Annotated in this window: 12 protein-coding genes and 1 pseudogene; 8 read left to right on the top strand and 5 right to left on the bottom strand. The window is 63.6% G+C overall.

What is annotated here, in order from left to right; genetic code table 11:
• Together AS156_RS45405 and AS156_RS36955 are read left to right on the top strand one after the other, a co-directional pair.
• Positions 1 to 310, top strand: a pseudogene (locus AS156_RS45405) (sulfite exporter TauE/SafE family protein); the annotation flags it as partial.
• A 140-nt stretch (positions 311 to 450) separates the two neighbouring features.
• Positions 451 to 1,395 carry an MBL fold metallo-hydrolase gene (locus AS156_RS36955; RefSeq protein WP_066514808.1) on the top strand — a complete coding sequence of 315 codons (945 nt, stop codon included), beginning with the start codon at positions 451 to 453 and terminating at the stop codon, positions 1,393 to 1,395.
• Positions 1,396 to 1,743: 348 nt separating this feature from the next.
• Here the strand turns inward: AS156_RS36955 and AS156_RS36960 are convergent, their stop codons facing one another.
• The gene (locus AS156_RS36960) at positions 1,744 to 3,156 is read right to left on the bottom strand and encodes a flavin monoamine oxidase family protein (protein WP_066514810.1); all 1,413 of its coding nucleotides are present in this window, start codon (positions 3,154 to 3,156) and stop codon (positions 1,744 to 1,746) included.
• A 199-nt stretch (positions 3,157 to 3,355) separates the two neighbouring features.
• Between AS156_RS36960 and AS156_RS36965 the strand changes: the two genes are divergently transcribed.
• Complete coding sequence (locus AS156_RS36965) at positions 3,356 to 4,243, top strand: YiiX/YebB-like N1pC/P60 family cysteine hydrolase (RefSeq protein ID WP_066514814.1); 888 nt, start codon at positions 3,356 to 3,358, stop codon at positions 4,241 to 4,243.
• A 4-nt stretch (positions 4,244 to 4,247) separates the two neighbouring features.
• Here the strand turns inward: AS156_RS36965 and AS156_RS43170 are convergent, their stop codons facing one another.
• On the bottom strand, positions 4,248 to 4,385 hold the full coding sequence (locus tag AS156_RS43170) for a hypothetical protein (protein WP_160331194.1): 138 nt from the start codon (positions 4,383 to 4,385) through the stop codon (positions 4,248 to 4,250).
• Between the two features lie 109 nt (positions 4,386 to 4,494).
• Between AS156_RS43170 and nikR the strand changes: the two genes are divergently transcribed.
• Complete coding sequence (nikR, locus tag AS156_RS36970) at positions 4,495 to 4,932, top strand: nickel-responsive transcriptional regulator NikR (protein ID WP_066514815.1); 438 nt, start codon at positions 4,495 to 4,497, stop codon at positions 4,930 to 4,932.
• Between the two features lie 41 nt (positions 4,933 to 4,973).
• Here the strand turns inward: nikR and AS156_RS36975 are convergent, their stop codons facing one another.
• Together AS156_RS36975 and AS156_RS36980 are read right to left on the bottom strand one after the other, a co-directional pair.
• Positions 4,974 to 5,921, bottom strand: coding sequence for a hydroxymethylglutaryl-CoA lyase (locus tag AS156_RS36975; protein WP_066514817.1), 948 nt, complete (start codon positions 5,919 to 5,921; stop codon positions 4,974 to 4,976).
• A gap of 8 nt (positions 5,922 to 5,929) precedes the next feature.
• The gene (locus AS156_RS36980; RefSeq protein ID WP_066514819.1) at positions 5,930 to 7,099 is read right to left on the bottom strand and encodes a CaiB/BaiF CoA transferase family protein; all 1,170 of its coding nucleotides are present in this window, start codon (positions 7,097 to 7,099) and stop codon (positions 5,930 to 5,932) included.
• 109 nt (positions 7,100 to 7,208) lie between these two features.
• Here AS156_RS36980 and AS156_RS36985 point away from each other — a divergent pair, with 109 nt between their 5' ends.
• The 3 genes from AS156_RS36985 to AS156_RS36995 all read left to right on the top strand — a co-directional run bounded on the left by AS156_RS36985 (position 7,209) and on the right by AS156_RS36995 (position 10,600).
• A complete protein-coding gene (locus AS156_RS36985; RefSeq protein WP_066514825.1) occupies positions 7,209 to 8,135 on the top strand; it encodes a LysR family transcriptional regulator in 927 nt (308 codons plus the stop codon).
• Between the two features lie 133 nt (positions 8,136 to 8,268).
• Positions 8,269 to 9,684, top strand: coding sequence for an MFS transporter (locus AS156_RS36990; protein WP_066514828.1), 1,416 nt, complete (start codon positions 8,269 to 8,271; stop codon positions 9,682 to 9,684).
• 163 nt (positions 9,685 to 9,847) lie between these two features.
• Positions 9,848 to 10,600, top strand: a complete 753-nt coding sequence (locus AS156_RS36995) for a sulfate transporter family protein (protein WP_066514831.1) — start codon at positions 9,848 to 9,850, stop codon at positions 10,598 to 10,600.
• A gap of 165 nt (positions 10,601 to 10,765) precedes the next feature.
• Here AS156_RS36995 and nth read toward each other — a convergent pair whose 3' ends face one another.
• Positions 10,766 to 11,527 (bottom strand): endonuclease III, encoded by a 762-nt coding sequence (gene nth / locus AS156_RS37000; protein ID WP_066515191.1) that lies wholly within the window; start codon positions 11,525 to 11,527, stop codon positions 10,766 to 10,768.
• A gap of 22 nt (positions 11,528 to 11,549) precedes the next feature.
• On the opposite strand from nth, the gene AS156_RS37005 reads away from it, so the two are divergent.
• A complete protein-coding gene (locus AS156_RS37005) occupies positions 11,550 to 12,095 on the top strand; it encodes a DUF2244 domain-containing protein (protein ID WP_066514833.1) in 546 nt (181 codons plus the stop codon).
• Positions 12,096 to 12,178 lie beyond the last annotated feature (83 nt).

Raw genomic sequence — 12,178 nt, forward strand, 5'->3', positions numbered from 1 at the left:
CCCGCCGATCGTCGGCTATTGGCTCGGCCGTCCGATCCCGTCGGTGATCTCTCGCGCCAACATCCTGCTGTTCTTCGGCGCCTCCGACTTCTTCTCGCTGGTCAGCTACTGGTTCACCGGACTGATCACCATCGACTCGGTAAAATTCTCGCTGATCGTCGGCCCGGTCTACGGTATCGGCGTCTGGTTCGGCGCGTCGCTGTTCGGCAAGGCGAGCGAAGCCATATTCCGAACGATCTGCTACGCGCTGATTGCCGCCGCCGTCATCGCCGGACTGCCGGCGCTTGATGGCATTTTGCGCGGCGGCTAGAGCGGTTTCGAGCGAAGTGGCCCCTGTTCGCGTGAAGAAAACGCGTCAAAACAAGAATCTAGAGCTTCGGTTCTGATTCAATCAGAACCGAAAGTGCTCTAGGCTTCGCTCGACCGAATATGAGATTCAGGGAGGAATTCATGATCGACCGCCGCAACGCAATGAAGCTGGCGCTCGGCAGCGCCGCGATGCTCGCCGCACCAGCCGTTCGCGCGCAAGGCGCGAAGCCGCGGACGCGCATCGTATTCCTCGGCACCAAGGGCGGGCCGCGCGTCGGCATCGGCGCCTCCAATCCCGCCAACCTCGTCGTCGTCAACGACACCCCGATCGTGATCGATTGCGGCATGGGCGTCAGCCGCCAGCTCGTGAGCGCCGGCGTGCCGATCCCCTCGGTGAAGTACATCTTCATCAGCCACCACCATTCCGATCACAATCTCGAATACGGCAACCTGTTCTACAACGCCTGGGCCGCCGGTCTCACGACGCCGATCCACTCGTTCGGCCCGAAGGGAATCGAGGAGATGACCAGGGACTATTGGGAGCTGAACAAGTTCGACGTCGAGACACGGATCGCGGACGAGGGCCGTCCCGATCCGCGCAAGCTCCTGATCGCGAAAGACATCACCGAGGATGGCGTGGTGCTGAAGACGCCTGATGTGACCGTCACCGCATTCCGCACGCCGCATCCGCCGATCACGGACAATTTCGCCTACAAGTTCGAGACGCCCGACGGCGTCATCGTGTTCTCGAGCGACACCAATTACAATCCGAAGCTCGCCGACTTCGCCAGGGGCGCCGACGTGCTGGTGCACGAATGCCTCTACATCCCGGCGGTCGATCGCCTGGTGGCCAAAACCAAGAACGGCGCGACGCTCCGGAAGCATCTGCTCGACAGCCACACCTCGACCGAAGACGTCGGCCGCATTGCCGCCGCCGCCAACGTGAAGGTGCTCGCGCTCAGCCACTTCGTCCCCGGCGACGATCCTGATGTCACCGACGACGACTGGACCAGAGACGTGAAGAAGCACTATTCGGGCCGCATCGTGGTGGCGAAGGACCTGATGGAGCTGAAGCTGCCGGTGTGAGGGGGACCGCGGAAATCGTGCAGGCCTGACGCTCTGGATCATGATGCGAATAAATGGAATCGCATCATGATCTTATGTCTTTGTTTGAGCATGATATCCGCGCAAAGCGAGAAAGCGTTCTTGCGTGGACGGTGACTACGTTCGGTGTCGTCCCTGCGAAAGCAGGGACCCATAACCACGAATGGTCGATGTTGATCGATGCTGGAACGACGAATCCCGTTCACAACACACGGAGTATGGGTCCCTGCTTTCGCAGGGACGACAGCTGTTATGCGGGGCACTCAACACCAGATCGCGATAGACCCCGCGGTCGCACGACTTGACCAACCGGTCTCCGCCATTGCGACATCAATCCAGCGGTGCAGCGCGGCGCGCCGGTGCACGGCGGCGGTGCTTAGCGGTCGGCGCCGGCGCTACCGGCGCCGCCTCCTTCAGTGCACCGATCCGCCTCAGCGCGGCATCGGCGGCGCGCTCGCCGCTCTCCCAGGCGCCATCGACGGTGCCCCACAGCGTCTCATGCGTAGCTTCACCTGCGAGATAGAGACAGCCAATCGGCTCGGTCAGGATTCGGCGCGAGAGCTGGCCGCCGGGTGCGGCTGCCGACATCGCGCCGAGGATGAAGGGCTGTGCGTTCCAGCGCGTGGCGCTCGTCTTCTTGACGGCGGCACCGATCTCGCTGCCGTAGAGCTTGGTCAGCCACTCCACCGCGAAGGCCGCCATGGCCTTCTCGCCCTCCCCGGACAAATCTCGGCCGAACGAACCCCCGACATCGATCGTGCACAGCGACGAGCCGCCGATATTGCCGTAGAGCAGCGCGGTCTTGGTCGAGTTGCTCTGCTCGATGATGACGTCATCGCGCGACAAGCCAAGCGGATTGCCGGGAATCTGCAGCGCGATGCGATCGTAGCTGCCGAGGCTGAGCTTTCCGGCGGCGTCCAGCGTACGCTTCGGGATCTCGGGCGCGAACTTGATCGTGCCGCTTGTCAGCACATTGCTCGATACCGTGATGATGGCGGCACGCGCGGTGATCCTGCCCGAGGGCGTCTCGACCACCACGTCGCGATTGCTCCACGAGATGCGCTGCGCCGGCGTCGACAACGCCAGCGGAAGCTGCGCGCCGAGCTTTGCGACCAGCGTGCCGAGCCCCTGCCGGCAGGCGATCGCGGAATTGCGGTCCTGCGCGCGGGCCTTGTCGACGACGGAGACGTCCTTCAGATCCTTGCCGCTGAAACCAGCGCCGAGCAGAAATTCCGCAGTGCCGGCCCAGTCACCAAGGTCCTTCGGCAGCGCCGCGGCGCAAGAGATATCGGCCCTGCGCGAGGCATCATCGATGGCGCGGTTGGTGCGAACCAGCGTCGCCAGAAACTCCTCCGTCTCGCCAGGACGGGCATAACGGCGGCCGATGCGGATCTTCTGGCCTGCGGGCGCGGTGACGATCTCGAGGCCGGCCGCACGCGCGAGCCGGACCATCGGATTTGTCTCGGGATTGTGCATCCAGCGCGCGCCACGATCGAACGGCACGTCGAAGCTCGACACATCGGTCTGGCAACGCCCCCCAATCTGGCCAGCCGCCTCCAGGACAATCACCTTGCGGTTCGCGGCAGCGATGCGCCGCGCCGCCGCGATACCTGCGGCCCCCGCGCCGATCACGATGACGTCGGCCTCGCGCGGCGGCGGCGCAGCGAAGACGCGGCCACCCAGCGCAGGCGCCAGCGCGAGACCTGCAGACGCCGACAGGAAATCGCGGCGGGTCATTGTCATGGCATAGCTTCTGGCATGGTTTCCGGGGACTTGCGGCAAATGGGAACGCTTCGCGAACTGTGCCGCATCTCGCGCATCGCAGCAACCGTCATGGTAAATCAATCATGATTGATCCACGTCGTGCATGAACTAAATTGAAACGGCTTGCGAGCATCATTAAGTCAACGGAAGCGGTCGTAGAACCGCTCGGGGGGATTCCATGGGCTTCATGCTCGATACCGTCGGCAAATGGATCGCGGGGTACCTGCAAAAGGAGATCCCGGGCTACGAACCGTTCACGCCGAGCGACCCGGATCATCTGCGCGGCATCATTCAACCCGGCGATGTTCTGCTGGTCGAAGGCAACAACCGGATTTCCGGCATCATCAAGTACCTCACGCAGTCGACCTGGTCGCATGCGGCGCTTTATGTCGGACCGATCGACGGTGCGTTCGAGCCTGACGGCGAACCGCATGTGCTGATCGAGGCCAATGTCGGCGAAGGCGTCACCTCCTCGCCGCTGTCGAAATATTTCACCTACCACACCCGCCTCTGCCGGCCGGTCGGGCTGTCCTACGAGGATCGCACCACGGTGTGCCGCTACGCGATCAATCGCATCGGCTTCGGCTACGACACCAAGAACATCGTCGACCTCGCGCGCTATTTGTTTCCGCTGCCGATCCCGCAACGCTGGCGGCGGCGCATGATCGCGTTCGGCTCCGGCGATCCGACCAAGATCATCTGCTCGGCGCTGATCGCGCAGGCCTTCGACGCGGTGCGCTATCCGATCCTGCCCAAGATCACGCGTGCCGCGAGCCGCAAGGCGCGCCGCGAGATCCTGCACATCCGCGACTCCTCGCTCTACATGCCGCGCGACTTCGACATCTCACCGTATTTCGAAATCGTCAAACCCACCATCGTGCACGGCTTCGACTACACCGCGCTGCACTGGGCCGACAAGCAGAAGCCGCTCCCGGAGGTAGCGGGCGAATTCAGTGTGTTTCCGGAAGGAAAGTCTCCGCCGCTCGTTCCTGAAGAGATTGACGAAGAGGCACCGCTTCCGGCTGCGGAAGTGACGACCTCCGCCGAGGCTCCGGCAGTCGCGTGAGGCGTCAGAACGTCGCCGCCAGCGTCAACCGCACGGCAAGCGGCTCGGCAGGATGCACATGGCGATCGGCGACACCGTCGATCGGTTCGCCGGGGAGACGCGACAGATAGTAGTATTCGATGCAGCGGAAAATATCCGCCATACAGTCCTGTGCAATGCCCCCGCATGATACCTGCTACAGTCATGCGACGACCGCATCAGTCCAACCAACCCGGCACGCGGCGCTAGCAAGCAGCCAACACGGACAATCCATGCAACGGATCACCATCACCATCGAGGATGATTTGCTCACGGAGATCGACGCTGCCGCCGAGGCGCGCGGCTACCAGAACCGCTCCGAGATCATCCGCGACCTCGCGCGCGCCGGGCTGCAGCAAAGCGCGGAGCAGGCACCCTCAGGGCAATGCGTGGCGGCGCTGGTCTATGTCTACGATCACACCGCCCGCGATCTGTCGAAGCGGCTGGTGCAGAACTTCCACGGCCATCATGATCTGTCGCTGGCGACGCTGCACGTTCATCTCGACGACGACAGCTGCATGGAAGTGACGGCGCTGAAAGGCGCAAGCAACGAGGTGCGGCATTTCGCCGACCACATCATCGCCGAGCGCGGCGTTCGCTACGGCAAGGTGGTGATGATCCCGACGGCGTCTGGGAAGAAGGGACGCAAGCGTGAACATCGCCACGATTGAGCTTCACCTCGCCCCGCTTGCGGAGCGAGGGAGAAGAAAGACTACGCCGCCTTGGCCTTCGTTCCGCACGGCAGGCCGGCGCGGGCGAGGCCGCCGTAGAGCTGTTCGTTCGGCATCTCCGACTTGAGGATCGAACGCACCGCGACCAGCCGGTCGAGGTCGATGCCGGTCGAAAATCCTTTGCTCTCGCAGAGGAACACAAGATCCTCGAACACGACATTGCCTGTCGCGCCTGGCGCGAACGGACAGCCGCCGAGACCGCCGAGCGAGCCGTCGAGCACGCGTGCGCCCTCATCGAGCGCGGCGGACGCGTTCGCGATGCCCATGCCGCGGGTGTCGTGCAGGTGAACGCAGACCGGCTTCGATCCCGCGATCCTGACCGCGCCCTTTGTTAGCTCGGCGACCTGCTTCGGCCCGGCATAACCGACGGTGTCGGCAATCGCGACCATGTCGACGCCGACCTCGTAGAGCTTCTCGGTGAGGCGCAGCACCTCCTTCGGATCGACGTCCCCCACGATCGAGCAGCCCAGCGCCATCGAGATCCCGACATTGACGAGTGGCTTGTGCGCGCTGGCGTCGCGCAATTCGCAGAGGCGCTTGACGTTCTCGATTGCGGATTCGCGCGAGCGGTTGGCGTTGGCCTGGCTGTGCTCCTCGGTCGCCGACACCACCGAGGCGATCTCGGCCACGCCCGAGGCCAGCGCCTCGTTGACGCCGCGTTCGTTCAGCGCCAGCGCGACGCCATGGGCACCGGGCAGCGCGGCGATGGTCGCGACGACATCACGGACGTCGACGAATTGCGGAAAGGTCTTGGCGGGCAGGAACGAGCCAACCTCGAAGTGCCGGACGCCGGCGGCATATTCATCGCGCACCCAACGCTGCTTCGCCGCGGTCGACGGGAACGTCCTCACCAGTTGCAGCCCGTCGCGCAGGCCGACTTCGCGCAGGCTCACTCGGTCGTTGGGATAAATATCGTGGACACGGGTCATGACAGCCCTCACGCAGCGTTTCCAGTTGACGGGAGTTTTTGTTGGTCGAGTTCGGCGCGAACTGCATCCGTATCGGCGCCGAGCACCGGCACTTTCAGGCCCTCGCCGATATTGCTGCCGTTCCATTCGAGCGGAAGCGCGGGCACGCGGAACGGGTTGCCGTCGGCATTGACGTTGTTGACGAGCCCGCCGGGCCGCAGCACGTGCGGATCCTGCAGCAGATCCTCGGGCCGGTTGATCGGAGAGAAGCAGATATTGAGCGCGTCGAGCCTGGCCGAGAGGTCCGCGACCTTCCAGCGTTTGATCTCCTCGGCGACGCGCGGAATGATCCGGTCGCGCGCCATGATGCGGTCGGTGGTGCTGCGCAGCGTGGGATCCGCGGCGAATTCCTTCAGACCGAACTCGCGGCAGAAGCTCTGCCAGTGACCTTCGGTGACGACGCCGATGAAGATGCGATCGCCGCCGGCGGCATCGAAGATGTCGTAGATCGGCCAGGCATGCTCGCGCTCCGGCATCGAGCGCGGCTTGCGCCCGGTCATCTCGTACTCGACCATGTGCTGGGCGACCAGGAACAGGCAGTTCTCGAACAGGCCGATGCGAATGTCTGCGCCATCCGTCTTGCCGCCGCGCTTCTGGTAGAGCGCGGCGAGGATCGAGATCACACCGAACATGCCGCCCATGATGTCGTTGGCGGAGGAGCCGACCCGCTGCGGCTTGTCCCGCGTACCGGTCATCGCAGCCAGCCCCGACATCATCTGCACGACTTCGTCCAGCGCCGGGCGATGGTCGTAGGGACCGGACAGGAAGCCCTTGTGGCCGGCGACAATCAGATGCGGATGCTTCTTGCGCAGCTCCTCGCCGCCAAGCCCCTGCTTCTCGAGTTGGCCATCACGGAAATTCTCCAGGAACACGTCGGCGCTCGCGAGCAGCCGGTGCATGGTCTCGCGATCTTCAGGCTTGGCAAAATCGAGGACGACGCTGCGCTTGCCGCGATTGAACAGCGGAAAGAACGAGACGCCCATGCCGCCAAGGATACGGGTCTTGTCGCCGGCCGGCGGCTCGACCTTGATCACCTCGGCGCCGAGTTGCGCCAGGATCATGCCGCAGGTCGGGCCCATCACCATGTGGGTCATCTCGACGACCCTCACGCCTTCCAGCGGCAGTCCGCTCCCCGTCATCGGTTGCTCCGTGCTCGTTTCGTTACCGCGGCAAACTAGGCTTCCGAACGCTATCTGAAAAATATAATCTGTCGAATAGTGTATTCGTGGTTCTAGAACGCTTGACCCCATGGACTCGCGCCAGCTTCGCTATTTCATCGCCGTTTACGAGCAGCGCAACCTGTCGCGGGCGGCGGATCAGGCCAATGTCGCGCAATCCGCGCTCAGTCATCATATCGCAAACCTCGAAGCCGAATTCGCCACCCCCCTGTTCGAACGCAAGCCGCGCGGCATGGAACCGACCGCGGCCGGCGAACGGCTCTACGAGCACGCCCGCATCATCCTGCGCGCGATGGCGGCGGCCGAGCGCGAGATCAAGGAAGGCGGCAGCGAGATCGCCGGCGACATCTCGATCGGCATGGCCAATTCCGGGATGAAGGCGATCGGGGTACCGCTGATGCGAACGGTGCTGACGAAATATCCGAACCTGAAGCTGTCGCTGACCGAAAGCCTCTCCGGCGCGACACTGCTGCACCTGATGAGTTCCGAGGTCGACCTCGCACTGGTCTACAATCCGCCGTCGGAAAAGGACCTGATCGCGGAACCGGTGCTGGAAGAGCAGATGTATTGCGTCGGCACCGAGAAGCTGATCGGCAAGAGCAAGGCGCCGATCAGCTTCGAAGAAGTCGCGCAGCTACCGTTGATCTTGTTGCGGCACGGGCTGTCGGCGCGCGCGCTGCTGGATGATCCCGTGCCGCTGAAGCGACTGGAGGCCAATGCAATCCTGCATCTCAACTCGACCAGTGGCATGATCGGCGCCCTCACCGCGGGATTGGGCTGCACGATCGCGACGACCCATTTCGTGAGCGAGCCATTGAAGGCAAAGGCGGTGGTCGCACGCGAGGTGATCGAACCAAGGCTGACCCGCACGCTCTATCTCTGTCGCCTGCGCAACCGTCCGATGACCTATGTGATGGAGGAAATGTGCCGGCTGATCCGCTCCCTGGTGGCCGAGCAGGTGGGGCGCGGTGCCTGGGAAGCGACGCTGCTGATCTGAAGCGCTATCGAAAATATCGAACGATTGCTTCGATATGTTCGTCTGGATTTCTGCCTTCCGGCTGCCAAACATGGCGCCAAGCAGCACGCCTCCATGAAGAAAGGCGGCCATTGGACCACCCGGGAGGACCCGCATGAGCGCCGTTGATGTCGGCTCAGTGATCGATCGTGCCAGCACGACAAGCGAGCCCGACGAGATCTCACGACGGCTCGAGGCACTGCCCGCCTCCGCCTGTGTCTGGCGGCTGGTGATCCTGCTCTCACTCGGCGGCTGTTTCGAAATCTACGATCTGTTCTTCACCGGCTATATCGCCCCCGGCCTCAGCCGCAGCGGGTTGATGACCACGACGACCCAGGCGTTCTTCGGCTTCTCCGGCATCGGCGCCTTCGTCGCCGCGACCTTCGCGGGCCTGTTCGTCGGCACCTTCTTCCTCGGCTTCCTCGCCGATCGCTTCGGACGCAAGGCGGTCTTCACCTATTCGCTGCTGTTCTACAGCGCAGCCTCGGTGATCATGGCGTGCCAGACCACGCCCGGCGGCCTCCTGCTCTGGCGCTTCATTGCCGGCATCGGGATCGGCATCGAGGTCATCACCATCGACGCCTACATCACCGAGCTGGTACCGAGCTGGATGCGCGGCCGTGCCTTTGCAATCAACCAGGCCGTGATGCTGTCGGCGGTGCCGATCGTCGCAGCGCTGTCGTGGTGGCTGGTGCCGCTATCGCCTCACGGTATCGACGGCTGGCGTTGGGTCATCCTGATCGGCGCCGCCGCGAGCATGGTGATCTGGGTACTGCGGCTCTACGTTCCCGAAAGTCCGCTCTGGCTCGCCCGCCACGGCCGCGCGAGTGAAGCCGACAAGATCATGCGGACACTCGAGGCCGCGGCCGGGACGATTGCCGCGCGACCGGCGGCGAGGGTTGCGATGACGCCGGCGCGCGCGCCGATCAGGCCGGCCGGCTTTGCCGAGCTGTTCCGGCCACCCTATGGCGGGCTGGTCGTGCTCTTCATGATCTTCAATCTCTGCCAGGCGTTCGGCGTCTACGGCTTCGCCAACTGGGTTCCAGCCTTGCTGGTCGAGAAGGGCATCAACGTCACCAAGAGCCTGCAATATTCCTTCATCATCGCGTTCGCCTATCCGCTCGCGCCGCTGCTTGCCGCGACCTTCGCCGATCGCTTCGAGCGCAAATGGATCATCTGCGGCGCCGCCGCGGCGATTTCGGTGTTCGGCCTCGCCTTCGCGCAATTCACCGCGCCGGCGCTGCTGATCGCAAGCGGCGTGCTGGTGACCGGCGCCAACATGACGCTGTCCTATGCCTATCACGCCTATCAGACCGAAGTGTTCCCGACCGCGATCCGCGCCCGTGCGGCCGGCCTCGTCTATTCGATGAGCCGGCTCAGCGCGACCTTCTCCGGTTTCATCGTGGCCTTCATGCTCCGCGAAGCCGGCGTCGGCGGGGTGTTCGGCCTGATCACAGCAGCGATGGTCATTGTGATCGTCGCAATCGGCGTTTGGGGACCCACCGTCCGCGGCAAGCCGCTCGACGCCTAGAGTTCTATTGGACGCGTTTTCTCCACGCGAACCGGCGTTCATCCCGGATCAAGTCCGGGACAGGCTTCGCTCGAAAACGCTCTAACCGCGACACAAGCGGCACTTGCCGAACCCATATTGGGTGGCTACCTCTCGCGAGAACTTTCCGAGAGGTAACCCAATCATGTTGGATGCCGCCGTCAAGGCGCTTTCGCAGATCCTGTCACTGCCGATGCGCTCGATCCTGTGGCGTTCGATCGGGCTTGCGCTCGTGCTCATTACGGTGCTGGCGGTTGGGCTGCAGCGGCTGCTCAGCTGGTTCGCCGACTATGGCGAGGTCTGGGCCGAGGGCATGCTGGGCCCGAACTTCCATACCACGCTGCACGTGCTGTCCTGGGTCATCTCGATCGCCGCAGGGCTTGGCGTCGTGCTTGGCGGCATCTTCCTAATGCCCGCGATCACCTCGCTGGCGGCGAGCCTTTTCGTCGACGACGTCGCCGACATCGTCGAGCGTGAGCATTATCCGGCCGAGCAGCCGGGCGCGGCGTTGCCGTTCACGCTTGCGATCACCGAAGGCAGCAAGACGGCGCTGCTGACCATACTGGTCTACCTCGTCGCGCTGCCCTTCGTGCTGTTCGCAGGCGTCGGCTTCATCGTGTTCTTCATCGCGACCGCGTGGCTGTTGGGACGGGAGTATTTCGAGCTCGCCGCGATGCGCTTCCGCTCGCCGGCTGAGGCCAAGGCGATGCGCCGGGACCATGCATCGACCATCTTCACCGCGGGCCTGTTCATCGCGGCCTTCGTCTCGATCCCGGTCGTCAATCTGGCGACGCCGCTGTTCGGCATGGCCTTCATGGTCCACATGCACAAGCGCCTGTCCGGTTCGCGCCCGGAGCTGATCGAACCGGCCCGACGCAGCAACGTGCCCACGGCCTAACTACGCATCAGGTTAAAGAGCCCGCTGGTGTCGGCCACCTCGGTGCGAGCGGCGCAACCGGAGCGGCGGGCGGCGGACTGGATTGAACTTGGTCGGTCACGACACCCCTCTCACCACACCCTGGAAGGCCGAAGGAAACTACAAGCAAGTGATGTCGATCATGCCTCACACGGTCTTTTCCGGCCACCCGCAAAGATCATTGATCAGGCATACCTCGCAACGTGGCGAGCGCGCGAGGCAGGTGTAACGGCCATGCAGGATCAGCCAGTGATGAGCGTGCAGCATGAACTCCGGCGGGATCACCTTCTCCAGCCCCAGCTCGACCTCGAGCGGCGTCTTGCCCGGCGCAAGCCCCGTGCGGTTTCCAACGCGAAACACATGGGTATCGACCGCCATCGTGTGCTCGCCGAAAGCCATGTTGAGCACGACATTCGCGGTCTTGCGGCCGGCGCCGGGCAGCGACTCGATCTCGGCACGGGTGCGCGGCACCTCACCACCGAATTCGGCGATCAGCTTCTCGGACAGCGCGATGACGTTCTTCGCCTTGTTGCGATAGAGCCCGACGGTCTTGATGTAGTCGCGCACCTTTTCCTCGCCGAGCGCGAGGATCTTCTCCGGCGTGTCGGCGACAGCAAACAACGCGCGCGTCGCCTTGTTGACGCCGGCATCGGTCGCCTGCGCCGACAGCACGACCGCGACCAGCAGCGTATAGGGGTTGAGATGTTCGAGTTCACCCTTGGGCTCGGGATTGGCTTTGCGGAACCGGCTGAAGGCCTCGTAGACTTCCGCCGCCGTCCATGGCTTCGGTTTCGCCGTCTTCTTCGCCGCGCGTTTGGGCAGCGGCTTTGCCGTTTTCGCGGGCTTCTTCTTCGGCGCGGACCGAACGCTTGGCGTCTTGGCGCGTTGAGAGCGGATGATTTTGGCCATGACCGGGATATACTGATACGTCATGACTGCAGGCAACGACTTTGATCCCAAGGACGAGCTTGAGACGATCGGCCCCGAGCTGGAGCCGACGCTGTTCTCGGCGTTGCTGACGCCGCATCGCTCACTCAACCGGACCGGTTTCGTGGTGCTGATGACAGCGGTCACCGCGATCAGCTTCATCGCCGGCGCGGTGTTCTGGTGGATGGGCGCCTGGCCGATCTTCGGATTCTTCGGCCTTGACGTGCTGGTGGTCTATTGGGCGTTCAAGGCCAATTTCCGCACCGCCAAGGCGAGCGAGGAGATCACCGTCACGCCGTCGGAATTGCGGGTGCGCCGGGTCAGCCATCGCGGCCATGTGGTGGAATGGGTGCTCAATCCGCTCTGGGTGCAGTTCGAGCAGAAGTCGCACGAGGAGTTCGGGATCGAGCGGATTTACCTGGTCTCCAGAGGCCGCCGGATCAGCGTCGGGAGCTTCCTCGGTCCGGACGAAAAGGCCAGCTTTTCCAAAGCCTTGATAGCGGCACTGAATGCCGCGAAACGCGGCCCGACCTACAATCCCATTCATTGATTTGGCGTTTTTTTGAGCATGATCTTTGCGGAAAATCGGTTTCCACTTTTCCGGATCATGCTTGTCAGAAATCGGGTGGTTTG

Origin of the sequence: Bradyrhizobium macuxiense, assembly GCF_001542415.1 — a bacterium.
GTDB lineage: Bacteria > Pseudomonadota > Alphaproteobacteria > Rhizobiales > Xanthobacteraceae > Bradyrhizobium > Bradyrhizobium macuxiense.